The organism is Enterobacter sp. TMH.L2, assembly GCF_050847315.1.
Classification (GTDB): domain Bacteria; phylum Pseudomonadota; class Gammaproteobacteria; order Enterobacterales; family Enterobacteriaceae; genus Cedecea.
This window is the reverse complement of record NZ_CP193791.1, coordinates 2,140,748-2,165,776: the sequence shown is the minus strand read 5'-3', so window position 1 is coordinate 2,165,776 and position 25,029 is coordinate 2,140,748. Positions and strand designations below refer to the sequence as shown.

Genomic DNA, 25,029 nt, shown 5'->3' with positions numbered 1-25,029 from the left:
CGAAAACGAAACGATATGCTTCAGGATAACCCGCTGCTCGCGCAGCTAAAACAGCAACTGCATTCTCAGACTCCACGCGCTGAAGGCGTGGTGAAAGGCACGGAAAAAGGGTTCGGCTTCCTCGAAGTCGATGCGAATAAAAGCTACTTTATTCCGCCGCCGCAGATGAAAAAAGTGATGCACGGCGACCGTATCAGCGCCGTCATCCACACCGATAAAGATCGTGAGTCCGCCGAGCCGGAAACGCTTATCGAACCTTTCCTGACGCGTTTTGTTGGCCGCGTTCAGAAAAAAGACGACCGCCTGTCAATTGTGCCGGATCATCCGCTGCTGAGAGATGCCATTCAGTGCCGCGCAGCTCGCGACGTGACCCATGACTTCCAGAACGGTGACTGGGCGGTAGCTGAAATGCGCCGTCACCCGCTAAAGGGCGATCGTGGCTTCTATGCCGAGTTAACGCAATTCATCACCTTCGGCGACGATCATCTTGCGCCGTGGTGGGTGACACTGTCACGTCACAATCTTGAACGCGAAGCGCCGGACGGCGTCGCCACCGAGATGCTTGACGACGGCCTGGTGCGCGAAGACTTAACGTCGCTGGATTTTGTCACCATCGACAGCGCCAGCACCGAAGATATGGACGATGCGCTGTACGTTGAAGAACTTGCCGACGGCAAACTGCAGCTGACCGTGGCCATCGCTGACCCAACGGCGTGGATCGCAGAAGGCAGCAAACTCGACGGCATCGCCAAAATTCGTGCCTTTACCAACTATCTGCCTGGCTTCAACATTCCAATGCTGCCGCGCGAGCTGTCAGACGATCTCTGCTCCCTGCGTGCCAACGTTGTCCGCCCTGTCCTCGCCTGCCGCATGACCATTGAGCAGGACGGCGCTATCGCCAGCGACATTCATTTCTTCGCCGCCAATATCGAGTCCAAAGCCAAGCTGGTTTATGACGAAGTCTCTGACTGGCTGGAAGAGAAAGGTGGCTGGCAGCCGCAGAGCGACGCCATTGCACAGCAAATTCGCCTGCTGCATCGCGTTTGTCTGACCCGCAGCGAATGGCGCCAGACCCACGCTCTGGTCTTTAAAGATCGCCCTGACTACCGCTTTGTTTTGGGCGAGAAAGGCGAAGTGCTGGATATCGTGGCCGAGCCGCGTCGTATCGCAAACCGTATCGTTGAAGAGTCGATGATTGCGGCTAATGTTTGTGCGGCCATCGTGCTGCGCGAGAAACTGGGCTTCGGGATTTATAACGTCCATACCGGTTTCGATCCGGCCAATACTGAACAGCTGGCAACCATGCTGCAAACCCACGGCATCACCGTGGACGCGCAGGAAGTCCTTACGCTGGAAGGTTTCTGCAAACTGCGCCGCGAACTGGACGCTCAGCCTACCGGGTTCCTGGACAGCCGCATTCGCCGTTACCAGTCGTTCGCCGAGATCAGCACCGAACCTGGCCCGCACTTCGGCCTTGGTCTCGAAGCCTATGCCACCTGGACTTCCCCAATCCGTAAATTCGGCGATATGGTTAACCACCGTTTGCTGAAAGCGATTATTAAAGGCGAAGCGGCGACGCGTCCAGCGGAAGAAACCACCGTCCAGATGGCGGAACGTCGCCGTCTGAACCGGATGGCCGAGCGTGACGTGGGCGACTGGCTGTACGCTCGCTTCCTGAGCCCGAAAGCCGGCACCGATACTCGCTTCGCAGCAGAGATTATCGATGTTAGCCGCGGCGGGATGCGCGTACGCCTGGTGGACAACGGGGCCGTGGCGTTTATCCCTGCACCGTTCATTCACGCGGTACGTGATGAGCTGGTTTGCAGCCAGGAAAACGGCACCGTGCAGATCAAGGGCGAAGTCGTTTATAAAGTGACCGACGTTATCGACGTGACCATCGCGGAAGTTCGCATGGAAACGCGCAGCGTTATCGCTCGCCCTGCGGCCTGATCCTGATTTTCACCCTATAAAGCCGGGCGCTCTGCCCGGCTTTTTCATTTCTGTCATCTCAATGTGCCGATATATTGCACATCCTCTGCAAAAACAAGATCTTTTCCTCTTTACCGGGGCTTTAACATCGGCCGTCTGTTGCTACTATAAATAATAGATTTAGGTGATATTTTCCCCTGAGGCTCAGGAGCACGAATGAAAGACGATTTGGAGCAGAACCTGCTTTATCGTTACCTGGGGACGACCAGCCCCTACTGGCGTCTACCGGCGGACAGCAACGCCCTTCAGCTGGCGGCCAGTGAAGATTCAGACACCGGCCAGGTGGTGGCGCTGGACATGATACAGGCCGACGAAATTCGTCAGATGACGGTGATTACCTCCAGCCTGACCATGACGCTGTCGCTGTTCGGCATAGAAGTCCCGGTGCATATGGTCGGCCGCAAAGTGTCTAAACGCGAGTGGGCGGGCACCGCCTCGGCCTGGCACGACACCCATTCGGTGGCTCGCGACCTGGTCCAGGGCCTCTCTTTTGCCGAGCAGGTTGTCTCTGAAGCGAATTCAGTCATTGTTATTCTTGATAAACAGGGAAATATCCAGCGCTTCAATCGGTTAAGTGAAGAATACACCGGGATGAAAGAGCATGAGGTCATCGGTCAGAATGTCTTCAAGCTGTTTATGAGCCGCAGCGAAGCCGCCGCCTCAAAGCGCAATATCAGCGGATTTTTTCGCAATGGCAGCTCCTATGAAGTTGAACGTTGGGTCAAAACCCGTAAAGGCCAGCGGCTGTTTTTGTTCCGCAACAAGTTTGTCCACAGCGGCAGCGGCAAAAACGAAATCTACCTGATTTGCTCCGGCACCGACATTACCGAAGAGCGCCGCGCGCAGGAGCGACTGCGGGTGCTGGCCAATACCGATACCATCACCGGACTGCCTAACCGCAACGCCATTTACGACCTGATCACCGAGGCCATCGCCAAACGGGGCGACACGCAGGTCGGCATCGTTTATCTGGATCTCGATAACTTTAAAAAAGTGAACGATGCCTACGGCCACATGTTTGGCGATCAGCTATTGCAGGCCGTGTCGCTGGCGATTTTAAGCTGCCTCGAAGAAGGCCAGGTGCTGGCGCGCCTCGGAGGCGATGAATTTATTGTGCTGGCAACAAACACCTCTCAGGGCTCGCTGGAAGCGATGTCTTCCCGCATTCTGACCCGCCTGAAGCAGCCCTTCAGGATCGGCCTGATTGAGGTCTATAGCGGCTGTTCGCTGGGTATCTCTCTCGCCCCGCAGCACGGGGATGAACGAGAGAATCTGATTCGTAACGCCGACACCGCCATGTACACCGCCAAAGAGAGCGGCCGCGGGAAGTTTTGCGTGTTCTCTCCCGAGATGAACCAGCGGGTATTTGAGTATTTGTGGCTGGATACCAATCTGCGTAAAGCGCTGGATAACGATCAACTGGTGATCCATTACCAGCCCAAGATGACCTGGCGCGGCGAAGTCCGTAGCCTGGAAGCGCTGGTGCGCTGGCAGTCTCCCGAACGGGGTCTGATTCCTCCTCATGGCTTTATTTCCTATGCCGAGGAGTCTGGCCTGATTGTGCCGCTAGGGCGCTGGGTGATGGTTAGCGTTGTGCAGCAGGTGGCGAAGTGGCGGGACAAAGGCATTAATCTCCGCGTGGCGGTCAACGTGTCCGCCCGCCAGCTCGCCGATCAGACTATTTTTAGCGATCTCAAGCAAGCGCTGAAGGATCTGAATTTTGAATATTGCCCGATTGACGTTGAGCTGACCGAGAGCTGTCTTATCGAGAACGAAGAGCTGGCGCTGTCGGTTATCAAGCAATTCAGTCAACTGGGAGCGCAGGTGCATCTGGATGACTTCGGCACGGGATACTCGTCCTTATCGCAGCTGGCGCGCTTCCCTATCGACGCCATTAAGCTCGATCAGTCTTTTGTGCGCGACGTGCATAAACATTCCGTGTCTCAGTCGCTGGTGAGAGCCATCGTGGCCGTGGCGCAGGCGCTGAATTTACAGGTGATCGCCGAGGGCGTGGAAAACCAAAAAGAAGACGCCTTTCTTACCAAGAACGGCGTCAACGAACGGCAGGGGTTCTTATTTGCAAAACCAATGCCCGCTGCCGTGTTCGAGCGTTGGTTTAAGCGCTATCAGGCCAGAACAAAGCGCTAGCCCGCTTTACGCAGAGCCGTCGACGTATGCCGGTTTTGCAGCATGACCAGCCGTTCCATATAGGCAATGTCCTTGTCCTCCAGGCAGAATGCGGCATCCACCCAGTCTTCGGTGATGTCCATCAGCTCTGAGCGCGGCAGCTGTAACACGCGCTGTCGCGCGCGCAGCATGGCCTTCACGCCGTTAAGTTTAGGCTGGAGGGTATCGATGAAGGTGCGCGTGGCCAGGTATCCCTGCCCCGGCTCAAACAGCTGATCCACCAGCCCATACTGCTGGTACCATTCCGCCGTGTGGGACTCGCCCTTATAGATCAACTCTTCAGCAAGTTTCATGCCCGAACGGCGAGCAACCAAAGAGTACGCCCCCATCCCGGGAAACAGGTTGAAGGCAATTTCCGGGAATCCCAGCCTGGCATCGCGCTGTGCCAGCAGGAAATGGTGCGCGAGCGCCGCCTCAAATCCGCCGCCAAGCGCACTGCCCTCGACCATCGCCAGGCTGATCGCCCCCGTATCAAAACCGCGAGACGCAGCGTGCACGCAGTCCACGCAGGCGCGGGCATAAGCGCGGAGTGCTTCCCGACGCCCATTACGAATAGTTTCCACAAAAAAGCCTAAATCGCCGCCGGTATTGTACATTCCGGGGACCAGCGAGCCGGTAACCCAGAAATCGACTTTAAATCCGGCCTTCTGGACGATATATCCCAGGTTCATTATTTCCTCGATAAGTCCGTGATTGAAGCAGGGACGCGGGCGGGCACGAAGCATCATCCAGACTGTACGGCGTTCTTCTTCGTAATATCCAGACAGTTGAGTAAAACGTGCAGTGTCAGTAAAGAGTTTGCAGGTTGGTTGGTTGATAACTGTCATAGCCAGATCCTCATTAAATGAATGTGCGGTCATCGCAGGATCAGACTAATCCACGGCTGTAGTTTGATGAATGCAGCGTAAGGATTAATAATTAATGCTTATATGTTGTGCGATAATTTATTGAAGAATAAGGCTAAGAATTCGCCGAGTGCCCTTCTCTTTATCGGCTATTTTTTGCATTATGGGCGAATGATTCATTCCCTAACACAGACAGGATTAACAATGCCAACACTGGATCCGCAGCAGCTTGCCAAACGTATTGATACCGTGCTGGATATTCTGGTTGCCAAAGATTATGCCTCCGCGATAAACAACCTTGAGATCCTTAAAGCGGAATTGCTGAGCATAAATAACGATGAAAACAAGCAGGACGGCGAGCAAAAAAAATCGCCCTGGGAAATTTAATTCTTTTGGAAATATAGGCCACCGCGAACGGTGGCCATAAATGATTAGAGCGTTAACGAGCCGAAAGCCCCCTGCCAGTCTTTTTCAAACCCGTCTATCGCCGCCGTCACCGCAGGCGTGACCAGCATCTGTTCGACCACATCAATCGGCAGCGTGATCGCTTCGCAGCCGGCCAGAAGGCATGACATCGCCTGGTGCGGCGTGCGGAAGCTGGCCGCCAGCACTTTCGCGTCAGGGGCATGCAGCGTCAGAAGCTGCTGGAGATCCTGTACCATCTGAATCCCGTCCCCGCCCTGAGCATCCAGCCGGTTCACATAAGGCGCAACGTATTCAGCGCCCGCCAGCGCGGCCAGTAGCCCCTGCGTCGCGCCATAAACTGCCGTACCCAGCGTTGGGATCCCGAGGACTTTAAGCTGTTTAAGTGCCGCCAGGCCTTCCGGCGTAGTGGGAACCTTAACAACCAGCCCCGGTACCCGCGTGGTTAGCAGCTGTGCCTCTTTCACCATTTCATCAGCCTGGTTCGCAATCACCTGAGCAAACAGCTGACCTTCGCCCCCCAGCGCGTCCTGCAGTGCAGGCAGCACTTCCCACAGGGATATTCCCGCTTTGGCAACGATGGAAGGGTTGGTGGTTACGCCCTGCAGCGGCAGAACACGGGCAAGACGCTTAACGGCGGCAACATCTGCGGTATCTAAATACAGTTCCATTACGCTCTCCAGAATTAGAGTCATCTCTCATTGACCGCATCATAACCCGACTGTCGATTGCTTAGCTGATCAATATCAATATAACTTTCATTCGAAAGTAATTTAATTTACGAAAGAAACAAAGAGAGAAAATGCCATGCTGTTCAATATTCAGCGCTACTCCACGCACGATGGCCCAGGGATCCGCACGGTGGTCTTCCTGAAAGGATGCTCGCTGGGCTGCCGCTGGTGCCAGAATCCCGAAAGCCGTAGCCGTGAATGCGACGTTTTGCTGGACCGCCGTTTGTGCATCGCCGGCTGCGAACTTTGCCAGCAGGCCGTACCGGACGTGGTTTCCCGTGTAGACAGCGAACTGGTTATTGCCCGTGGCAAACTCAACCCCAACGCTATCAATGCGCTGAGAGAGTGTTGCCCTACCCAGGCGTTGACCGTCTGCGGTGAAGTAAAAACGGCGGATTCTATTATGGCCACAGTGCTGCGCGATAAACCTTTTTATGCTCGCAGCGGAGGGGGGATTACGCTTTCCGGCGGGGAGCCTTTTATGCAGCCGGAGCTGGCGCGGGAACTGCTACAGCGCAGTAAAGAGGCCGACCTGCATACTGCCGTGGAATCCTGCCTGCACGTGCCCTGGAAATACATTACGCCTTCATTACCTTTTTTGGATTTGCTGCTGGCGGATCTTAAGCACGTAGACAAAGCGCGCTTTCAGCAGTGGACCAACGGCAACGCCGAACGCGTGATGGATAACTTTCGCAAGCTGACCGCCCGCGGCGTAGAGATGACCATCCGCGTGCCGTTGATTCCCGATTTTAACGCCGATGAACGTTCCATCCGCGCCATCAGCGATTTTGCCGCCGACGAAATTGGCGCGAAATCTATCCATTTTCTGCCTTATCACACCTTAGGGATTAACAAATACACCCTGTTGGAGCAGCCCTACCTGGCCGCCAGCGGGCCGCTTGATGCACCAGACCTTCTGCACTTCGCCGAACAGTACGCCAGCCAAAAAGGCATGACAGCCTGGATTAGAGGATAATCATCATGACCGAACTGAACCTGAATTTTCTCAGCCCACGTATAAAGGCGCACAAAGAAGCGCTGATACATATCGTGAAGCCGCCGGTCTGCACCGAGCGTGCCCGCCACTACACTGCCGTATACCAGCAGCATCAGGATAAACCGCTGCCGGTTCGCCGCGCGATGGCGCTGGCCCATCATCTGTCGGAGAGAACTATCTGGATCAAACATGACGAGCTGATCGTCGGGAATCAGGCCAGCCATGTCCGTGGGGCGCCGTTCTTCCCGGAATATACCGTGGGCTGGATTGAGAGCGAAATCGACGAGCTTGGTGACCGTCCTGGCGCCGGGTTTTCAATTTCCGACGCGGATAAAGCGGTCATGCATGAAGTTTGCCCCTGGTGGCGCGGACAGACGGTGCAGGATCGCTGTTATGGCATGTTTACCGACGAGCAAAAGGCACTGCTGGCGACCGGGATCATAAAAGCCGAAGGCAATATGACTTCCGGCGACGCTCACCTGGCGGTGAATTTCCCGCTGCTGCTTGAGCTGGGTATTAGCGGGTTGCGTGATAAAGTCGCCGAGCGACGCGGGCGTTTGCAACTTACCGACTGGGACGACCTGCACAAAGAGCAGTTCCTGAAAGCCATTGATATGACTTTTGTTGCCCTGAGCGAGCATATATTACGCTACGCAGAATTGGCGAAGAAAATGGCCTCCGACGAAAAACGAGAGGCACGCCGGGATGAACTGTTGGCGATCGCTGAAAACTGCGAACATATCGCCAGCAATCCGCCGGTCACTTTCTGGCAGGCTTTACAGCTCAGCTATTTCGTTCAGCTTGTACTGCAGATTGAATCCAACGGGCACTCCGTCTCCTTTGGTCGGCTCGATCAGTACCTTTATCCGTGGTACCGCCGGGATGTAGAATTACAGCAAACCACCAGCCGGGAACAGGCCATTGAACTGCTGCAAAGCTGCTGGCTGAAGCTGCTTGAGGTGAATAAAATTCGCTCCGGCTCGCATTCAAAAGCCTCCGCCGGCAGCCCGCTTTACCAAAACGTCACCATCGGAGGACAAACGCTGCTGCACGGCGTCGCGGTGGATGCCGTTAACCCGCTCTCCTACGCCATTCTTGAGTCCTGCGGCCGCCTGCGCTCAACGCAGCCTAACCTCAGCGTTCGCTATCACGCCGGGATGAGCAGCGACTTCCTTGATGCCTGTGTGCAGGTGATTCGCTGCGGATTCGGCATGCCGGCGTTTAACAATGATGAAATTGTTATCGAGGCATTCATTAAGCTTGGCGTCAGCCGGGAAGATGCTTATGACTATGCGGCTATCGGCTGCATTGAAACCGCCGTCGGCGGAAAATGGGGCTACCGTTGCACCGGCATGAGCTTCATCAACTTTGCCCGCGTGATGCTGGCAAGCCTTGAACATGGTCAGGATGCCACCAGCGGAAGCATTTTCCTCCCACAGCAAAAGGCGCTGTCTGAAGGCAATTTCACTTCGTTTGACGAAGTCCTCGACGCCTGGGACGAGCAAATTCGTTATTACACGCAAAAATCGATCGAGATCGAATGCGTGGTAGATACCGTGTTGGAAGAAAACGCGCACGATATTCTTTGTTCGGCGCTGGTGGATGATTGCATTGAACGAGGCAAAAGTATCAAGCAAGGTGGCGCCAAATACGACTGGGTTTCAGGACTTCAGGTCGGGATTGCCAATCTTGGGAATAGCCTTTCAGCCGTAAAAAAACTGGTCTTTGAACAGGGCATCATCGGGCAGCAACAGCTGGCGGATGCCCTGGCCAACGATTTTGTCGGGCTGAGCGGCGAGCAGCTTCGCCAGCGCCTAATCAACGGCGCGCCAAAATACGGCAACGACGATGACGATGTCGATATGCTGCTCGCCCGCGCCTATCAAACCTACATTGATGAACTTAAGCGCTATCACAACACGCGCTTTGGCCGTGGTCCTGTTGGCGGAACATACTACGCGGGAACCTCTTCTATTTCAGCAAACGTGCCGTTTGGCGCAGCCACAATGGCCACACCGGATGGCCGGAGAGCACATACACCTTTGGCAGAAGGCGCCAGCCCCGCGTCCGGGACCGATCATCTTGGCCCTACCGCGGTCATCAGTTCCGTGGGCAAACTGCCGACCAATAAAATCCTCGGCGGTGTTTTATTGAACCAAAAACTGAATCCTTCAACGTTAGATAATCCGCGCGATCGTGAAAAATTAATGTTTATGCTGCGCACTTTCTTCGAATCACACAAGGGCTGGCACGTTCAGTACAACATTGTCTCCCGCGAAACACTGCTGGAAGCCAAACAAAATCCTGATAAATATCGAGATTTGGTGGTAAGGGTTGCAGGATACTCGGCCTTCTTTACGGCCTTATCTCCTGACGCGCAGGATGATATTATAGCCCGCACGGAACATACTCTTTGACGAGAAGGCGGGGTTAATCCCCCCGCCTGACTACTGGCTGACATGAACTCAAGACAACAAATTATCCTGCAGATGGTTATCGATCAAGGCCGGGTTAGCGTCGCCTCTCTGGCGAAAACAACCGGCGTTTCAGAAGTCACCATCCGCCAGGATTTGAACCTGCTGGAAAAAAATAATTACCTTCGTCGCACGCATGGTTTTGCCGTCCCGCTGGATAGCGATGATGTTGAAACTCGCATGATGAACAACTACACCCTCAAGCTGCAGCTTGCGCAATATGCCGCCTCGCTGGTGAGTGATGGTGAAACCGTGTTTATCGAAAACGGCAGCAGCAACGCGCTTCTCGCCCGTACTCTGGCGGAGCAAAAAAAGGTCACGCTGATCACCGTCAGCAGCTACATCGCCCATTTGCTGAAAGACACCGATTGTGAAGTCATTCTGGTCGGCGGAATCTATCAGAAGAAAAGCGAAAGCATGGTCGGGCCGCTTACCCGCCAGTTTATCCAGCAGCTGCATTTCAGTAAGGCTTTTATCGGCATCGACGGTTTCTTGCCGGAAACCGGTTTTACCGGGCGCGATATGCTGCGTACCGACGTGGTGAATTCTGTGCTGGAGAAAGGTAGCGAGGCCATTGTGCTGACGGACAGCAGCAAGTTTGGCAACGTGCATCCGTATACTTTGGGCCCGATTTCACGCTTCAACCGCGTTATCACCGACGCCGCAATTAGCCAGGAGACGCTGGAGCAACTGAAAGCAGTCCACCTGCAGGTGGATATTGTTGACCCCTACGCCACCGTCTAAGTCTCTGCTGCCCGTGCCGCGCGCGGGCTTCTTCTCTCTCAGAATATTCCCACGCTGGAATTAAGAGTTTTTACCTGTGTTAATCATACGGAAAAAATAGAATAGAATTTAGCGATATAACAGGGAGTAATAAACGCACCTGCCCTTTTTTAAGCTTATATCGCGACATCGTTTCACGAACCGCCCGGTAAAGTGGTGAATTCTTACTATACTTACCTGAGACTGGCTTCCGTGAATCAATTATTCTGGAGAAAGTATGATGACCTTAAATAACAAAAAAGTGGCCGCTGCAATGCTGGCTATTACCCTCGCAATGTCCCTGAGTGCATGTTCTAACTGGTCTAAGCGTGACCGCAACACGGCAATCGGCGCAGGTGCCGGTGCGCTGGGTGGCGCAGTACTGACCGACGGCAGCACGCTGGGTACGCTTGGCGGTGCGGCAGTAGGCGGTATTATCGGTCACCAGGTGGGTAAATAAGGCAGGACGCCAGCAAAAGCTAACTCGCTTTGACGAATTCATTACGTGTTAATTTTCAGGTCTGACTAACAGCAGTAAAAATAAAAGGCCACGGTATTTGCCGTGGCCCAATAATTAATATTATTCCGAATTACCCGCCCGCGAGTTTCACTTTCATGCCTTTCGCTTCAAGCAATGATTTTATCAAATCGCGCTTATCGCCCTGGATTTCAATCACGCCGTCTTTGACCGCGCCACCGCAGCCACATTTCTTTTTCAGCTCCGCAGCAATGGCTGCCAGCGTCGCATCGTCGGCATCAATACCAGAAATCAGGCATACGCCCTTCCCTTTGCGGCCGCTGGTCTGCTTTTGAATGCGTACAATGCCGTCGCCTTTTGGGCGCTGAACTTCAACTTTAGGTTCGTCTATACGCCCGGTTTCCGTGGAGTAAACCAGCCGGCTGTTATTGTCTTTCATCAAGCCCCCTGCACCAGCGAGGCGCGAATATCGCGCAAAGTCTGCGCCGGGTCAGCCGATTGGGTGATCGGACGCCCAATGACCATAAAGTCTACTCCGGCTTGCTGAGCCTGCTGCGGTGTCATGATGCGGCGCTGATCGCCGGCATCACTGCCCATCGGGCGAATGCCTGGGGTAATAAGCTTGAATTCTCGGCCTAACGCCGCCTTAAAACGTACCGCCTCTTGCGCAGAGCACACTACGCCGTCCAGGCCACACTCTTTGGTCAGCGTCGCCAGACGCTCGGCATAGTCTGCCGGGCTGGCGGTAATGCCCAGATCGGACAGGTCGCTGGCTTCCATGCTGGTCAAAACGGTAACGGCGATCAGCAACGGCGCATCTTTCCCAAATGGGGCAAGTGCTTCTTTTGCGGCACGCATCATTCGGGCTCCACCCGTAGCATGAACGTTGACCATCCACACGCCCATTTCTGCAGCAGCCGCCACGGCCCGCGCGGTGGTGTTCGGGATATCGTGGAATTTCAGATCGAGGAAGACATCAAACCCGCGCTGTTGCAGGTCGCCCACCAGCTGTGGACCAAACAGGGTAAACATCTCCTTCCCAACTTTCAGACGGCAGTCGCGCGGGTCGATACGGTCGACAAAGGCCAGGGCGCTATCGCGATTATCATAATCAAGAGCAACGACTATCGGCGATTCAGTGGCAACACGGGAGGAGGATGACGCAGTTGAATTCATGGCAAAACCTTCTGACTGTTGGGCACCAGCGCGGCGCAAAAAAGTTAAACGGCAGCATTCTACTCGTCAGCCAGGTAAATTTACAGCCGCGATTGCCCCCTGCTAAGCGAAAGTTGCACGATGGTGAAGCTGGGGGCGATGAAGTATTTAATAGTATGTTGTAACTAAAGTATGGATTTTTAAAAAACGCGGGCTATTGCCCATCCAGCCCGCGAATTGGTTTCACCGTTGACCAGGCGCGGCAGGATGGGCAATGCCAGTACATGGTGTAGGCAGTAAAGCCGCATTTTTGACAGCGATAGCGGGGCTTGGTGCGAATTTGCTCGCCCACCATATCCCTCAGTACCATCAAGCTTTCTTTCGCTCGCCCTTCCTCCGCCTCATGCAGGTGGTAATCCATCAGACGATGGAATACCCGCATTGTTGGATGCCGTTGCAGTTGACGGTTGATATACATCTGAGCCGTTTCAGCGCCTTCGCGCTGCTCGAGAATGCTCGCCAGCATAAGCTCTGCCACTGCCCCGCTGTTTTCTTCCACGCAACGCTTGAGGAAAGTTTCCCACTCGTCAGGTTTGCCTAGCTGTTGATAGCACACCTGCAGCATCTCCAGCGTTTCGCTGACCAGTTCGCTATCTTGCTCAATTACGCGTTTTAACGAGTCTACCGCTTTGGCATATTCGCCTTTTTCCATGAAAATACGCCCCATCATGATGGAGACCCGGGCGCAATTTTTATCTGCAGCCGCCCCTTTTTTAAGCAGGGACATGGCCTTGTCCGTGTCGTCATTGCCAATGTTTTGCAGCGCAAGTTCACAGTAGAAGTGCGCGATTTCCACACGCTGTTTGTCTTTGCCGAGCTTAACCAGCCGTTCGGCCACGTCGATGGCTTTCTGCCAGTCGCTTGTTGCCTGGTGAATTTGCAGCAGCTGCTGCAGCGCGCTGATGCGGAAGTCGGTTTCGTCGATAAGCTGGCTGAACATATCTTCGGCGCGGTCATAAAGCCCGGCGGCCATGTAGTCTTTGCCGAGTTGCTGTACGGCAAGCAGACGCTGGTCGTAGTTCAACGACGCGCTTTCCATCAGCGACTGGTGGATACGGATAGCCCGATCAACCTCGCCACGCTGGCGGAAGAGATTCCCTAACGTGAGGTGAGCTTCAACGGTGCCGGTGTCCTCTTTAAGCATGTCGAGGAACAGATCAACCGCTTTGTCCTGCTGGTTAGCCAACAGGAAGTTCACCCCGGCGACATAGTCGCGAGAAAGGCGACTGGCCTCCTGCTGTTTGTCTTGCAGCGCACTTCTGCGCCCCATATACCAGCCATAAGCGGCTGCAATGGGTAACAGCAGAAACAGCAGTTCCAACATAAAAGATTATTCCTTCACGGCCGGCACAACGGGCGCCGAAACATCAGTAGTAGGGGTAACCTGTTGCTCAAGACGTTTAATTTTTCGCTCAGCACGGGCCAGGGACACACGGACGCGCAGCCAGAACAGACCGCAAATCAGCCATCCAAGAATAAACCCTGCCGCAAACAGCGTCGCCAGCAAAGTAGACACCCGGTACTCGCCTTGCGCTAACAGGTAATTAAAGTTCACAACCTGATCGTTTTGCGCCCCTAAAGTGATAGACACCACAAAGATGGCAAGTACCAGTAAGAAAATGAGTAAATATTTCACATGACATCCCGTTATGTGGTCACAGCTGGCTTAGCTATGCCAAAAATGAGTCCCGGAGGTATAAACTACCATTTCAGGCGAAACCGGGGAATCCATTAACCTCCCCGAATGCATAAGAAATGGGGGTTAAAACACTATTCTCAACTTTTTTCATGCCGTTCGGCTATTTCCTGGTCTTCTTCTGCAGGCGGAGTCAGCGGCCCACACCAGCGCTGCGCCAGCCAGGTCGCCAGAATAACTAACAAACCAGAGATAATCGTGGCGACTACCAGGTCACGCGGCCAATGCATGCCCAGCCACAGTCGGCTTCCCATTACGCCCGTTGCCCATAACAACAATACCACCAGCGTAAACGTCCGCCTGCGCGGCCAAAGTAATCCTACGCCCAACAGCGCCCAACTGGCAGCAAACATCGTGTGACCAGAAGGAAAAGCGAAGCCGGTTTCGAACTGCCAGTGTTTACGTAACCACCCGGGAATTTCATCCTGCCCTTCCAGCTGCGCTTTCACCAGTTCCGCACGCTGAGTACGCTTTAAAGTGTAGAACTGGTCGGTAGTGATATGGTGAGTTTTTTCAAGCCAGACGACGAATGGCCGGGGTTCCTGCACTTTGTTCTTGATAACGGACTTAATGCCCTGACCTATAAGGATAGCGGCAGCGAGGATAGCAAATAACATCAGCGCAGGCTTAAGGCGATAACGCAGGCACCACAGAAACCAGGCACAAAGCACAACATGCGTAATGACTCCCCAGGGCTGCGTCACGGTCTCAGTGACCCAATAAAGCATTTTTAACACGCTTTCATCGCCCCCAGGGGCCCATTCCCAGCCGCTGAACCAGACGATTAACGGCATGATTAACAGAAGCGTTGTGCCTGCGGTGATGCGTTTTGCTATTGCCTGCATGAAAACCTCATGATAATGAAAGCCTTTAAAGAATAACCGAAAAATGCCCAGGAAGGTTAAACCGCGATGCCGTCATTGGCAAAAATGGCTTTTTAATCTGTCAATGAAGCGAACGACCGCGCGTTATGGCAAAATATCTGACATTAACGTACAGGCCAGACTTCTGGCAGACACCACGGTGTCAAAATAAGTACCTGGAGAATCACATGCAGCTTAAACGTGTGGCAGAAGCCAAACTGCCAACCCCCTGGGGCGATTTCCTGATGGTGGGTTTTGAAGAAGTGGCAACGGGGCAGGATCATGTTGCCCTGGTTTTCGGGGATATTAGCGGTGAAGAGCCCGTGCTCGCGCGCGTCCACTCCGAATGTCTGACCGGTGATGCGCTGTTCAGCCTGCGCTGTGACTGCGGCTTCCAGCTTGAAGCCGCGCTAACCCACATTGCTGAACAAGGCCGTGGCGTGCTGCTTTACCATCGCCAGGAAGGCCGTAATATCGGGCTGCTGAATAAAATACGAGCCTATGCGCTGCAGGATAAAGGCTACGACACGGTAGAGGCTAATCACCAGCTCGGCTTTGCCGCCGACGAACGTGACTTTACGCTGTGCGCCGACATGTTCAAGCTGCTGGGCGTGGATGCCGTGCGTTTACTCACCAACAACCCGAAAAAAGTCGAAATTTTGACTGAAGCCGGGATCAACATTGTTGAGCGCGTCCCGCTCATCGTCGGCCGTAACCCGAAAAATGCGCATTATCTCGACACTAAAGCCGCCAAAATGGGCCATCTGCTGTCTGAGTAAAGACGCTCATCTCGTAAAAAAGCCCCTTTTCAGGGGCTTTGTCGTTTCTTACTTCAGCATATTCCTGATCACATAATGCAGGATGCCGTCGTGACGGAAATAGGTCAGCTCATTGCCGGTATCAATGCGGCAGCGGCAATCAATGACCTGTTGGCGCCCGTCGGCAAAGGTCAGCGTAACCGGCACGCTGGCGCCAGGTTTCAGTTGGTTTAACCCGCTAATATCCAGCTTTTCCTCCCCCGTCAGCCCCAGCGTTTTTCGCGTGACGCCCTGAGGGAACTCCAGCGGTAAAATGCCCATGCCGATAAGGTTCGAGCGGTGAATACGTTCGAACGATTCGGCAATGACCACCCGGACGCCCAGCAAGCGAGGGCCTTTGGCCGCCCAGTCGCGGCTTGAACCGGAGCCATACTCTTTCCCGGCTATCACCGCCAGCGGAATGCCCCGCGCTTTGTAACGCATTGCAGCGTCATAAATAGACAGAACTTCTTCACCCGGCAGTAACCGCGTCATGCCGCCTTCAACGCCTGGCACCATCTCGTTGCGAATACGAATGTTGGCAAAGGTCCCGCGCATCATGACTTCATGGTTACCGCGACGCGAACCGTAGGAGTTAAAGTCTCTGCGCTCTACACCATGCCCCTGCAGGTAGCGCCCCGCCGGGCTGTCAGGTTTAATGCTCCCCGCCGGGGAAATATGGTCGGTAGTGACCGAATCCCCCAGCATCGCCAGCACGTTAGCCCCGTGAATATCTTCCACTGGTTTTGGCTCGGCGCCCATCTCGTCAAAGAACGGCGACAGTCGGATATAGGTTGAGTCGTCCTGCCAGCCGTAGGTGGCCGATCGCGCCACCTCAATGCTGCGCCACTCTTCGGTACCTTCAAACACTTCAGCATATTCTTTGTGGAACATCTCGGTAGTCACCTGCGCGACAGCCGCAGCAATTTCCTGGCTGCCCGGCCAGATGTCTTTCAGGTAGACGTCAGCGCCATTTTTATCCTGCCCTAATGGCTCTTTAGTCAGGTCGATGTTCATGTTTCCAGCCAGCGCGTAGGCGACGACAAGCGGCGGTGAGGCCAGCCAGTTCGTTTTCACCAGCGGGTGAATACGGCCTTCGAAGTTGCGGTTGCCGGAAAGCACCGCGCCCACGGTAAGATCGCCTTTTTTAATCGCCTGCTCGATAGGATCGGGCAGCGGACCAGAGTTGCCTATGCAGGTAGTACAGCCGTAACCCACCAGGTTAAAGCCCAGCTCATCAAGGTATGGGGTTAATTTGGCTTTCGCCAGATAATCCGAGACCACCTTAGATCCCGGCGCAAGCGAGGCCTTCACCCAGGGCTGCGGCTTCAGCCCCAGACTGACGGCTTTTTTAGCCAGCAACCCTGCCGCCATCAGCACGCTGGGGTTTGACGTGTTGGTACAGGAGGTGATAGCGGCAATCACCACGGCGCCATCCGGCAATTGATGCTCTTCGCCCGCCAGCGTGTAGCTGACCGGATGACGATCTTTGTGGGAAGCGTTGACTTCAAGCTCGTTGCTGGCGGCAAACGCTTTTGGCACTCCGCCGAGCGGGACACGATCCTGCGGGCGTTTTGGTCCGGCCAGGCTTGCCTCAACGTCATGCATGTTTAAAGAGAGCGTGCTGGTAAACACGGGTTCATCCCCCGTATTGCGCCACATGCCCTGCGCCTTAGCGTAAGCTTCAACCAGAGCCACCTGCTCTTCGCTACGCCCGCTGAGGCGCATATATTCCAGCGTTACGCCGTCGATCGGGAAGAAACCGCAGGTCGCACCGTATTCTGGAGACATGTTGGCGATAGTTGCCCGGTCGGCGAGCGGCAGCGAATCAAGCCCGTCGCCGTAAAACTCAACAAATTTGCCCACTACGCCGTGTTTACGCAGCATCTGGGTGACGGTCAGCACAAGGTCCGTCGCGGTGATCCCTTCCCGCAGTTTGCCCTCAAGCTTAAAGCCGACCACATCGGGGATCAGCATAGATACCGGCTGGCCCAGCATCGCCGCTTCAGCTTCGATACCGCCCACTCCCCAGCCCAGCACGCCAAGGCCATTAATCATCGTGGTATGCGAGTCGGTGCCAACCAGCGTGTCAGGGTAAGCGACAAGTTCGCCGTTCTGTTCTTCACTCCAGACGGCTTTGCCCAGGTACTCAAGGTTCACCTGGTGGCAAATGCCGGTACCGGGTGGCACAACGCTGAAACGGCTGAAGGCCTGCTGGCCCCAGCGTAGAAAGACATAGCGCTCGTGGTTGCGCTCCATTTCAAGACGAACGTTTTCCTCGAAGGCATCGTTGTCGCCGAAATGGTCGACGGTCACCGAGTGGTCAATCACCAAATCGACCGGGGAAAGCGGGTTAACTTTCGCCACATCACCGCCGAGGCGCTTAACGGACTCACGCATTGCGGCAAGATCGACCACCGCCGGTACGCCAGTGAAGTCCTGCATCAGAACCCTGGCAGGACGATAGGCAATTTCGCGGTCGGCGTGGGCCTGTTTCAGCCAGCCGGCCAGGGCATGAATATCTTCGCGGGTGACGGAGTCTTCATCCTGCCAGCGCAGCAGGTTCTCCAGTAAAACTTTTAGCGACTTAGGTAACCGGCTGATATCCCCCAGCTCTTTTGCGGCCAGCGGCAAACTGTAGTAATGCCAGGTTTTATTTAGCGCCCGTAGAGTGTCCTTACTGGCTTCGCGTAGGGTTAACGACATAGCTCCTCCTTTATGACAGGGATAGCGAGTGCCCTGATTATTCGCAGGGTCACTATTAAAGATAACACAAACCTGCCGTAACGATTTGATAACAACCCAAATTGATAAATGAGGCGAAGGGAATAAACCGTGAATAAACAAACGCCCCAACGGAATGTCGGGGCGAGAGGCGAATCGGGAGGATTATTCGAAGCAGTAAGACAGCGGCGCTCAGCCACTCAACGAAGATTAATTCGCGAAGACACGCAGCACTTCTACCCAAAACAAGGCAGACAGCGTGAAAGCACCGATCCATGACCAATATTTCACGGCATTGTGATTATTCATAGAGTTAACTCAATGTGACTATATGCAACAAGACTGCTTAATTAAGCAATCACCAGAATGTATTGCTGTGTGTAATTATTAGTGAATAACAGGTTGCCCTGCGGCAAATAAAAAGCACGTTTAATTCCGCAGAAAAAATAAACAATTCAATAACGATTTTATTGTTTTTTGCTATCGTCTTCAGAAAACAAATCAATAAAGGCCTGCTGCTGTTTCGTCAGCGTCCAGCCTTCAGGTGGCGTGCTTCCCTCTTTCTTAACGTCTTTTCGTGGTTTGCCGCTGTTGCGGGCCACAACTTTAGGTGCAGGACCCCTATCCCGAGTAGACATAGCTACCCCCAAAAATGCCAGGCAACCAGCGCCACAACCAGCCAGAACAAGGCTGACACCAAAAACACCGCCATCCATGCCTTACGTTTCAGGGATGGATCCTGCTGCGATTCCTCACTGCCTGATGACATTGCTAGCCTCATACAATCGACACCACTTATCGTAACGTTTCTAAACAATCGGTATAACTAATCGCCAGTTGGGATTAATCCTAAAGAAACTCTAGCTCAAAAGCCAGAAAAATTGCGCAATAAGCAGGAGAAAAGATTTAATCTTTTGACCTGAAATAAATAATCGAAACGCCAGGTTTGCGCAACCACGAATTATTTACTAGCTGTGTCTCTTAATTGCGACACAATAACCATTAGCAGGATGTGGCTTATTTACGGGAATGGGAATAGACGAAGAAATGCGTTTAATTCTTGTTTAATAATGACTCGGGTATCTTCGGATGTGCCGAAGATACCCTGGGGAATTATTTGGCGGGTAATTTTATATCTTTAAACATCGCTTCAATATCTTCGTTCGAGCGTAATGCCACGGCGGTATCCACCACGTCACGGGTTAAATGTGGCGCAAAACGCTGAATAAAATCATACATATAACTGCGCAGGAAAGTGCTGCGACGGAAACCTATTTTCGTCGTGCTGTGGCTAAATACGCCCTGGGCTTCGATACGGACTAAATCCGGGTCTGAAATCGGATCTACCGCCATGCTAGCAATGACCCCTACTCCGAGTCCCAGGCGAACATAGGTTTTAATCACATCGGCATCGGTGGCGGTAAAGACGATTCGCGGCGTTAACCCTGCACGGTTAAAAGCAGTGTCCAACTCGGAACGGCCGGTGAAACCAAAGGTGTAGGTGACCAGCGGATACTGCGCCAACTCTTCGATGCTAACCGACTCTTTCGAAGCCAATGGGTGATCGGGCGTAACCACAATGGAGCGGTTCCAGTGGTAGCAAGGCAGCATCACCAGGTCATCGTAAAGATGAAGCGCTTCGGTGGCGATAGCAAAATCGGCATTGCCTTTGGAAACCGCCTCTGCAATCTGCGTCGGCGAGCCCTGATGCATATGCAGTGAAACCCGAGGATAACGCTCAATAAAGCCTTTAATCACGCCAGGCAGCGCATAACGGGCCTGTGTGTGGGTTGTCGCCACATAGAGCGAGCCTTTGTCAGGCCAGGTGTGTTCTCCGGCAACGGATTTGATGGCGTCGACTTTCGACAGCACTTCACGGGCGATACGGATAATTTCCTGTCCCGCTGGCGTAACCTGGGTCAGGTGTTTTCCGCTTCGGGCAAATATTTGTATTCCCAGTTCGTCTTCCAGCATACGAACTTGCTTACTGATCCCCGGCTGAGAGGTATAGAGCCCTTCCGCCGTAGAAGAGACATTAAGATTGTGGTTTACGACTTCAACGATATAACGCAGCTGCTGTAATTTCATAGCTTACCGTCCAGGGTCAAAGGCCCCGGCGCAATGGGCGGGGTTAAGACGCAAAAAAAACGAAAATTGACATTGCTTTACTCACTATATCAGTTATAGCTACTTTGTATAGATGGGATAAAAAGATAATAAACGAGTTATATAAGGCACCATAAAAAAACCGGAGACAGGCTCCGGTTTTCACAGGTTCAGGCAGAATTATTTCTTACCAACGACCCATTTGCCGTCAACGAAGAAGGCTGACCAGCCGGTCGCTTTACCGTCTTTATCAGAAGCCACGTACTGCTGCTTCGTTTTACGACTAAAGCGAACGAACGCTTTATTCCCCTCTGGATCTTCCTGAGGAGCGTCGGCCAGATAGCGCAGCTTCTCCGGCAGGCGATCGCGGAAGCGATGCAGCTCTTCAACCAGCGGGGCGCGTGTTTCACGAGATTTCGGGAACGTGTTCGCGGCCAGGAAGACGCCAGCGGCGCCATCACGCAGCACGAAATACGCGTCAGACTTCTCACACGGCAACTCTGGCAGCGGCACCGGATCTTCCTTCGGTGGCGCTACTTCGCCGTTACGCAGGATCTTACGGGTATTTTTACACTCGTCATTAGTACAAGCCATGTACTTACCAAAACGCCCCATTTTCAGGTGCATTTCGGAGCCACATTTCTCACACTCAACGATTGGGCCGTCATACCCCTTGATGCGGAATTCACCCTCTTCGATTTCGTAGCCATCACAGGTCGGGTTATTACCGCACACGTGCAGCTTGCGCTTCGGATCGATAAGGTAGCTGTCCATCGCCGTGCCGCACTTCTGGCAGCGACGCTTGGCACGAAGGGCGTTAGTTTCCGCATCGTCACCTTCCAGCACGTTAAGAACTTCGTTCTCCGGTACCAGGTTGATGGTGGTTTTGCAGCGCTCTTTCGGCGGTAACGCATAGCCAGAACAGCCGAGGAACACGCCGGTACTCGCGGTACGGATCCCCATTTTACGGCCGCAGGTTGGGCAGTCGATGCTGGTCAGAACCATCTGGTTCGGACGCATACCGCCTTCTTCCGGATCCTGCTCCGCTTTCTCAAGCTGGCCGCTAAAATCAGTGAAGAAGTTGTCCAGCACGCCTTTCCACTCGGCCTGGTTATTGGCCACCTGGTCAAGACTGTTTTCCATTTGCGCCGTGAAGTCGTAATTCATCAGCTCGCGGAAGTTCTCTTCCAGGCGATCGGTAACAATTTCACCCATTTTTTCGGCGTAGAAACGGCGGTTCTCAACGCGCACGTAGCCACGATCCTGAATGGTTGAAATGATAGAGGCATAGGTGGACGGGCGGCCAATCCCGCGTTTTTCCAGCTCTTTCACCAGCGACGCTTCGCTGAAACGCGCGGGCGGCTTGGTAAAGTGCTGGGCTGGAAGCAGTTCAACCAGCGTCAAAGATTCGCCCGGATTCACCGCCGGTAAGGTGCGATCTTCATCCCCCTTGCGCAGCGCAGGCATCACTTTCGTCCAGCCATCAAAGCGCAGCGTGCGGCCACGCGCCTTCAGACGGTACTCACCGGCTTCCACCGTCAGCGTGGTGGAGTCGTATTTCGCTGGCGTCATCTGGCAGGCGACGAACTGGCGCCAAATCAGCTGATAAAGCTTCTGGGCATCCGCCTCCATGTCTTTTAACGCTTCCGCCTGCACGGCCACGTCAGAAGGACGAATCGCTTCGTGCGCTTCCTGAGAGTTATCCTTGCTGGCGTATTGATTGGCATCCGCCGGCAGGTATTTCTTACCGAAGTTTTCTTCGATGTAGCCGCGTACCATGCTCACCGCGTCCTGGCTCAGGTTAGTAGAGTCAGTACGCATATAGGTAATGTGGCCCGCCTCGTAAAGACGCTGCGCCATCATCATGGTTTTCTTCACGCCGAAGCCAAGGCGGGTGCTGGCAGCCTGCTGCAGCGTGGAAGTGATGAACGGCGCCCCCGGTTTGCTGCTGGTCGGCTTGTCTTCACGATCCAGAACGGTGTAACGCGCTTTTTCAAGCAGGCTAACGGCCGCCATGGTCTGCTCGCGGTTAACCGGACGGAACGGTTTGTCTTTATGGTGACTCACCTGTACCGGCAGCGCATCGCCCTTCGGCGTCGACAGGTTGGCATCGATTTCCCAATACTCTTCCGGGACGAACGCTTTAATTTCGCGTTCACGCTCAACCACCAGGCGAACGGCCACGGACTGAACGCGCCCGGCAGACAGGCCACGCGCAATTTTTTTCCACAGCAGCGGAGACACCATATAGCCCACAACGCGGTCCATAAAACGGCGCGCCTGCTGGGCATTCACACGGTCAATATTCAGTTCACCCGGCTTTTCAAACGCCTGACGAATCGCATTCTTAGTGATTTCATTAAACACCACGCGGCTGTAGCGGGTGTCGTCGCCACCGATAACTTCCCGCAGGTGCCAGGCAATGGCTTCCCCTTCGCGGTCAAGGTCGGTTGCGAGATAGATGTGGTCTGCTTTTTCTGCCAGTGATTTCAGCTCGGAGACCACTTTCTCCTTGCCAGGCAGCACTTCGTAATGAGCATCCCAGTCATGCCAGGGATCGACACCCATACGGTTGACGAGCGCTCCGCGTTCATCCTTTTTGACCTTTTTGGCCCCTTTGGCGGCGGTAGAGTCAGCGCTCTTCTTGGTGGTTGATCCACTGGTCGGCAAATCACGGATATGACCGACGCTGGACTTCACCACGTAGTCGTTTCCGAGATATTTGTTGATCGTTTTGGCTTTTGCCGGGGACTCAACGATAACGAGAGCTTTACCCATTTTCACCTTTACCTATTTAATTCTTCCAGGAATACGTCGCAAATTTTCACCTTCCACTGGCGACGCGCTTTTTTATATTGCGGCAGCGTAGAAGGAGATCAACTCTTTTTTTCAATAACCTGCAACACCCACGGCTCACTCGTCGGGTATTGAAGGCCTAAAGTCTCAAACAAGTGGCATAGCACGACGGAAGTTTGGTCGAATGTCAAGCAATTCTGTTGCCAGATTTGCGAAAGCGTCACACTCTACCTGATAAAATATGTTACGCAACTTTATTAGCATGCAATACCGGATCCCGCCAGCACGGTTAACTTTTTTAAGGCCACAGGGTTTACAGGGAAAATTTGCCCTTTTCCCTCAAGCGGACGTAAACTAGCGCCAGTTTTTTAAGGAGAACATCATGCAAGAGACAACTCAGCCTATTGACCGCGAATCCCTCCTCGCAGAGGCGAACAAAATCATTCGTGAACATGAGGATTTCCTGCACGGAATGGAAGCCACCGGCGTGGAGCAAAAAAACGGCGTGCTGGTCTTTAGTGGAGAATACTTCCTGGACGAACAAGGTTTGCCCACGCCGAAGAGTACGGCGGTGTTTAATATGTTTAAACACCTGGCCCACGTCCTGTCAGAAAAGTATACGCTGCAGGGCTAAACGAAAAGCGAGGCTTAAACGCCTCGCTTTTTTGCTTTACAGCAGTGGTTTTTCACCACGCTGCCACCAGCGCAACAGCAGGCGATCTAAGCTATTCGCCGCGCTACCGGTGAAGCGGTCCATCATTTTTTTACGCTGCAAATAACGTACATTAATAGCGTCAAAATCTTTCATCATCCCCAGCAGCAGATCGTCGCTGGTCGCCACGTCATCAACCAGACCTTTTTCTTTCGCCTGGGTACCGTACCAGTGCTCGCCCGTAGCCACTGATTCAATATCAAGGCCCGGACGCATGCTGCTGACAAACTGTTTGAACAGGTGATGCGTTTCGTTGAGATCTTCCCTGAACTTCTCACGCCCCTGTTCAGTGTTCTCACCCAGCAGGGTCAGCGTGCGCTTGTACTGCCCCGCGGTGTGCAGCTCCACGTCGATGTCATTGCGCTTAAGCAGTCGATGGAAGTTAGGGATTTGCGCGACAACGCCAATCGAGCCGATGATCGAGAAGGGCGCGGCCACAATGCGCTGGGCCACACACGCCATCATATAGCCGCCGCTGGCCGCCACTTTATCCACCGCAATGGTTAAAGGCACGGCTTTGTCCCGCAAGCGCTGGAGCTGTGATGCCGCTAGCCCGTAGCCATGAACCACTCCGCCAGGGCTTTCCAGGCGCAGCAAAACTTCATCCTTGGGTTTAACAACTGATAGCACGGCGGTAATTTCTTCACGGAGCGAGCTGACCTCGTGGGCATCCATGCTGCCTTTAAAGTCGAGGACGTAAAGCGTCGGCTTGCCTGAACTGGCCTTTTCGCCACGTTTAGCCCGCGCCTTTGCCTGCTTCGCTTCGAGCTTAAGCTTTTTCTTTTCTTCTTTAAGCCACAGCTTCTGCTGATGCGGGTCGAGCATAGCGACCTGCATCTCCTGCTGTACATCCTGATACTGCTCGCTCAGATTCGTCAGCCTTAGTTCACCCCGGCCCTGTTTCTTACGTTGCGCAACGTTCACCAGGATAAGTGCAATGGCACCAATTGCCACCACGATGGTCACCGCTTTAGCCAAAAAAAGTCCATAGTCAGCAATCAGATCCACATTTACCGCCTTTATCACCAAGCATTGTTAATCTCCGCAGTGTACCCGAGCAGGCACACGTTCGTCTGTAAGTAACTATAAAGGCAGCATGAGGGCATCCTTAAAAGATTTGGCTCGGGGAAATTTTTGCAAAATGTTAATCCTTAGCATTGTCTCCGGCTGACTGATTGAAATACGCCCGTCTTTAAGGCATAAAGCCAGGTAACTTAACGAGAAATAAGACGTG

Annotated in this window: 23 protein-coding genes; 9 read left to right on the top strand and 14 right to left on the bottom strand. The window is 53.7% G+C overall.

All coding sequences use genetic code 11. From position 1 onward, the window contains the following. The first annotated feature begins 15 nt into the window (after window positions 1-15). Both ACREYP_RS10475 and pdeR read left to right on the top strand, forming a co-directional pair. Entirely contained in the window at window positions 16-1,950 is a 1,935-nt protein-coding gene (locus ACREYP_RS10475) for an exoribonuclease II (protein WP_166992109.1), read from the top strand. Between the two features lie 195 nt (window positions 1,951-2,145). Beyond that, window positions 2,146-4,137, top strand: coding sequence for a cyclic di-GMP phosphodiesterase (pdeR, locus tag ACREYP_RS10470; protein WP_166873431.1), 1,992 nt, complete (start codon window positions 2,146-2,148; stop codon window positions 4,135-4,137). Here pdeR and ACREYP_RS10465 read toward each other — a convergent pair. Then, a complete protein-coding gene (locus ACREYP_RS10465; RefSeq protein WP_008461339.1) occupies window positions 4,134-5,003 on the bottom strand; it encodes a crotonase/enoyl-CoA hydratase family protein in 870 nt (289 codons plus the stop codon). The two genes, pdeR and ACREYP_RS10465, sit on opposite strands and share 4 nt — an antisense overlap. Window positions 5,004-5,225: 222 nt before the next feature. Here ACREYP_RS10465 and yciZ point away from each other — a divergent pair, with 222 nt between their 5' ends. Then, the gene (gene yciZ, locus ACREYP_RS10460; protein WP_008461338.1) at window positions 5,226-5,408 is read left to right on the top strand and encodes a protein YciZ/DeoL; all 183 of its coding nucleotides are present in this window, start codon (window positions 5,226-5,228) and stop codon (window positions 5,406-5,408) included. 44 nt (window positions 5,409-5,452) lie between these two features. Here the strand turns inward: yciZ and fsa are convergent, their stop codons facing one another. Then, complete coding sequence (gene fsa / locus ACREYP_RS10455; protein ID WP_166992106.1) at window positions 5,453-6,115, bottom strand: fructose-6-phosphate aldolase; 663 nt, start codon at window positions 6,113-6,115, stop codon at window positions 5,453-5,455. 136 nt (window positions 6,116-6,251) lie between these two features. Between fsa and ACREYP_RS10450 the strand changes: the two genes are divergently transcribed. The 4 genes from ACREYP_RS10450 (at window position 6,252) to osmB (ending at window position 10,868) form a co-directional block, all read left to right on the top strand. Beyond that, window positions 6,252-7,151, top strand: coding sequence for a glycyl-radical enzyme activating protein (locus ACREYP_RS10450; RefSeq protein WP_336818198.1), 900 nt, complete (start codon window positions 6,252-6,254; stop codon window positions 7,149-7,151). 5 nt (window positions 7,152-7,156) lie between these two features. Continuing rightward, window positions 7,157-9,589, top strand: coding sequence for a formate C-acetyltransferase/glycerol dehydratase family glycyl radical enzyme (locus tag ACREYP_RS10445; protein ID WP_498881334.1), 2,433 nt, complete (start codon window positions 7,157-7,159; stop codon window positions 9,587-9,589). 42 nt (window positions 9,590-9,631) lie between these two features. Beyond that, window positions 9,632-10,390, top strand: coding sequence for a DNA-binding transcriptional regulator YciT (gene yciT / locus ACREYP_RS10440; RefSeq protein ID WP_336818196.1), 759 nt, complete (start codon window positions 9,632-9,634; stop codon window positions 10,388-10,390). A gap of 259 nt (window positions 10,391-10,649) precedes the next feature. Next, window positions 10,650-10,868, top strand: a complete 219-nt coding sequence (gene osmB / locus ACREYP_RS10435) for an osmotically-inducible lipoprotein OsmB (RefSeq protein ID WP_008461331.1) — start codon at window positions 10,650-10,652, stop codon at window positions 10,866-10,868. Window positions 10,869-10,998: 130 nt separating this feature from the next. On the opposite strand, the gene yciH is transcribed toward osmB, so the two are convergent. The 5 genes from yciH to pgpB all read right to left on the bottom strand — a co-directional run bounded on the left by yciH (window position 10,999) and on the right by pgpB (window position 14,642). Further along, on the bottom strand, window positions 10,999-11,325 hold the full coding sequence (gene yciH, locus ACREYP_RS10430) for a stress response translation initiation inhibitor YciH (RefSeq protein ID WP_166873417.1): 327 nt from the start codon (window positions 11,323-11,325) through the stop codon (window positions 10,999-11,001). Further along, window positions 11,325-12,062 carry an orotidine-5'-phosphate decarboxylase gene (gene pyrF, locus ACREYP_RS10425; RefSeq protein ID WP_008461327.1) on the bottom strand — a complete coding sequence of 246 codons (738 nt, stop codon included), beginning with the start codon at window positions 12,060-12,062 and terminating at the stop codon, window positions 11,325-11,327. The genes yciH and pyrF overlap by 1 nt, the downstream gene beginning before the upstream one ends. Before the next feature lie 193 nt (window positions 12,063-12,255). Continuing rightward, complete coding sequence (lapB, locus tag ACREYP_RS10420; RefSeq protein ID WP_008461326.1) at window positions 12,256-13,425, bottom strand: lipopolysaccharide assembly protein LapB; 1,170 nt, start codon at window positions 13,423-13,425, stop codon at window positions 12,256-12,258. A 6-nt stretch (window positions 13,426-13,431) separates the two neighbouring features. Next, window positions 13,432-13,737 (bottom strand): LapA family protein, encoded by a 306-nt coding sequence (locus ACREYP_RS10415; RefSeq protein WP_008461324.1) that lies wholly within the window; start codon window positions 13,735-13,737, stop codon window positions 13,432-13,434. A 140-nt stretch (window positions 13,738-13,877) separates the two neighbouring features. Further along, window positions 13,878-14,642 carry a phosphatidylglycerophosphatase B gene (pgpB, locus tag ACREYP_RS10410; RefSeq protein WP_008461323.1) on the bottom strand — a complete coding sequence of 255 codons (765 nt, stop codon included), beginning with the start codon at window positions 14,640-14,642 and terminating at the stop codon, window positions 13,878-13,880. A gap of 206 nt (window positions 14,643-14,848) precedes the next feature. Between pgpB and ribA the strand changes: the two genes are divergently transcribed. Further along, complete coding sequence (gene ribA, locus ACREYP_RS10405) at window positions 14,849-15,439, top strand: GTP cyclohydrolase II (RefSeq protein WP_008461322.1); 591 nt, start codon at window positions 14,849-14,851, stop codon at window positions 15,437-15,439. Window positions 15,440-15,487: 48 nt separating this feature from the next. On the opposite strand, the gene acnA is transcribed toward ribA, so the two are convergent. From acnA to topA, 6 genes are all read right to left on the bottom strand, one after another. Then, window positions 15,488-18,163, bottom strand: coding sequence for an aconitate hydratase AcnA (acnA, locus tag ACREYP_RS10400; RefSeq protein ID WP_336818194.1), 2,676 nt, complete (start codon window positions 18,161-18,163; stop codon window positions 15,488-15,490). Between the two features lie 228 nt (window positions 18,164-18,391). Further along, window positions 18,392-18,490 (bottom strand): small membrane protein YmiC, encoded by a 99-nt coding sequence (ymiC, locus tag ACREYP_RS10395; protein WP_273969969.1) that lies wholly within the window; start codon window positions 18,488-18,490, stop codon window positions 18,392-18,394. 158 nt (window positions 18,491-18,648) lie between these two features. Continuing rightward, a complete protein-coding gene (locus tag ACREYP_RS10390) occupies window positions 18,649-18,819 on the bottom strand; it encodes a YciX family protein (RefSeq protein ID WP_157141453.1) in 171 nt (56 codons plus the stop codon). 2 nt (window positions 18,820-18,821) lie between these two features. Next, a complete protein-coding gene (locus ACREYP_RS10385) occupies window positions 18,822-18,950 on the bottom strand; it encodes a YmiA family putative membrane protein (protein ID WP_008461320.1) in 129 nt (42 codons plus the stop codon). A gap of 344 nt (window positions 18,951-19,294) precedes the next feature. Further along, a complete protein-coding gene (gene cysB, locus ACREYP_RS10380; RefSeq protein WP_008461319.1) occupies window positions 19,295-20,269 on the bottom strand; it encodes an HTH-type transcriptional regulator CysB in 975 nt (324 codons plus the stop codon). 198 nt (window positions 20,270-20,467) lie between these two features. Beyond that, the gene (gene topA, locus ACREYP_RS10375; RefSeq protein WP_008461318.1) at window positions 20,468-23,065 is read right to left on the bottom strand and encodes a type I DNA topoisomerase; all 2,598 of its coding nucleotides are present in this window, start codon (window positions 23,063-23,065) and stop codon (window positions 20,468-20,470) included. Between the two features lie 400 nt (window positions 23,066-23,465). On the opposite strand from topA, the gene ACREYP_RS10370 reads away from it, so the two are divergent. Beyond that, complete coding sequence (locus ACREYP_RS10370) at window positions 23,466-23,717, top strand: YciN family protein (protein WP_008461316.1); 252 nt, start codon at window positions 23,466-23,468, stop codon at window positions 23,715-23,717. A gap of 36 nt (window positions 23,718-23,753) precedes the next feature. On the opposite strand, the gene sohB is transcribed toward ACREYP_RS10370, so the two are convergent. Beyond that, window positions 23,754-24,803, bottom strand: a complete 1,050-nt coding sequence (sohB, locus tag ACREYP_RS10365) for a protease SohB (protein ID WP_008461314.1) — start codon at window positions 24,801-24,803, stop codon at window positions 23,754-23,756. Window positions 24,804-25,029 lie beyond the last annotated feature (226 nt).

What these genes read in the sequence shown, in the direction of transcription:
- ACREYP_RS10390 (WP_157141453.1), bottom strand. Translation starts at nt 18,819, where the DNA reads ATGTCTACTCGGGATAGGGGTCCTGCACCTAAAGTTGTGGCCCGCAAC.
- ACREYP_RS10445 (WP_498881334.1), top strand. Translation starts at nt 7,157, where the DNA reads ATGACCGAACTGAACCTGAATTTTCTCAGCCCACGTATAAAGGCGCAC.
- pdeR (WP_166873431.1), top strand. Translation starts at nt 2,146, where the DNA reads ATGAAAGACGATTTGGAGCAGAACCTGCTTTATCGTTACCTGGGGACG.
- pgpB (WP_008461323.1), bottom strand. Translation starts at nt 14,642, where the DNA reads ATGCAGGCAATAGCAAAACGCATCACCGCAGGCACAACGCTTCTGTTA.
- yciT (WP_336818196.1), top strand. Translation starts at nt 9,632, where the DNA reads ATGAACTCAAGACAACAAATTATCCTGCAGATGGTTATCGATCAAGGC.
- topA (WP_008461318.1), bottom strand. Translation starts at nt 23,065, where the DNA reads ATGGGTAAAGCTCTCGTTATCGTTGAGTCCCCGGCAAAAGCCAAAACG.
- lapB (WP_008461326.1), bottom strand. Translation starts at nt 13,425, where the DNA reads ATGTTGGAACTGCTGTTTCTGCTGTTACCCATTGCAGCCGCTTATGGC.
- ACREYP_RS10450 (WP_336818198.1), top strand. Translation starts at nt 6,252, where the DNA reads ATGCTGTTCAATATTCAGCGCTACTCCACGCACGATGGCCCAGGGATC.
- pyrF (WP_008461327.1), bottom strand. Translation starts at nt 12,062, where the DNA reads ATGAATTCAACTGCGTCATCCTCCTCCCGTGTTGCCACTGAATCGCCG.
- ACREYP_RS10465 (WP_008461339.1), bottom strand. Translation starts at nt 5,003, where the DNA reads ATGACAGTTATCAACCAACCAACCTGCAAACTCTTTACTGACACTGCA.
- yciZ (WP_008461338.1), top strand. Translation starts at nt 5,226, where the DNA reads ATGCCAACACTGGATCCGCAGCAGCTTGCCAAACGTATTGATACCGTG.
- ACREYP_RS10370 (WP_008461316.1), top strand. Translation starts at nt 23,466, where the DNA reads ATGCAAGAGACAACTCAGCCTATTGACCGCGAATCCCTCCTCGCAGAG.
- ymiC (WP_273969969.1), bottom strand. Translation starts at nt 18,490, where the DNA reads ATGAATAATCACAATGCCGTGAAATATTGGTCATGGATCGGTGCTTTC.
- yciH (WP_166873417.1), bottom strand. Translation starts at nt 11,325, where the DNA reads ATGAAAGACAATAACAGCCGGCTGGTTTACTCCACGGAAACCGGGCGT.
- ACREYP_RS10385 (WP_008461320.1), bottom strand. Translation starts at nt 18,950, where the DNA reads ATGTCATCAGGCAGTGAGGAATCGCAGCAGGATCCATCCCTGAAACGT.
- ACREYP_RS10475 (WP_166992109.1), top strand. Translation starts at nt 16, where the DNA reads ATGCTTCAGGATAACCCGCTGCTCGCGCAGCTAAAACAGCAACTGCAT.
- osmB (WP_008461331.1), top strand. Translation starts at nt 10,650, where the DNA reads ATGACCTTAAATAACAAAAAAGTGGCCGCTGCAATGCTGGCTATTACC.
- ribA (WP_008461322.1), top strand. Translation starts at nt 14,849, where the DNA reads ATGCAGCTTAAACGTGTGGCAGAAGCCAAACTGCCAACCCCCTGGGGC.
- acnA (WP_336818194.1), bottom strand. Translation starts at nt 18,163, where the DNA reads ATGTCGTTAACCCTACGCGAAGCCAGTAAGGACACTCTACGGGCGCTA.
- cysB (WP_008461319.1), bottom strand. Translation starts at nt 20,269, where the DNA reads ATGAAATTACAGCAGCTGCGTTATATCGTTGAAGTCGTAAACCACAAT.
- fsa (WP_166992106.1), bottom strand. Translation starts at nt 6,115, where the DNA reads ATGGAACTGTATTTAGATACCGCAGATGTTGCCGCCGTTAAGCGTCTT.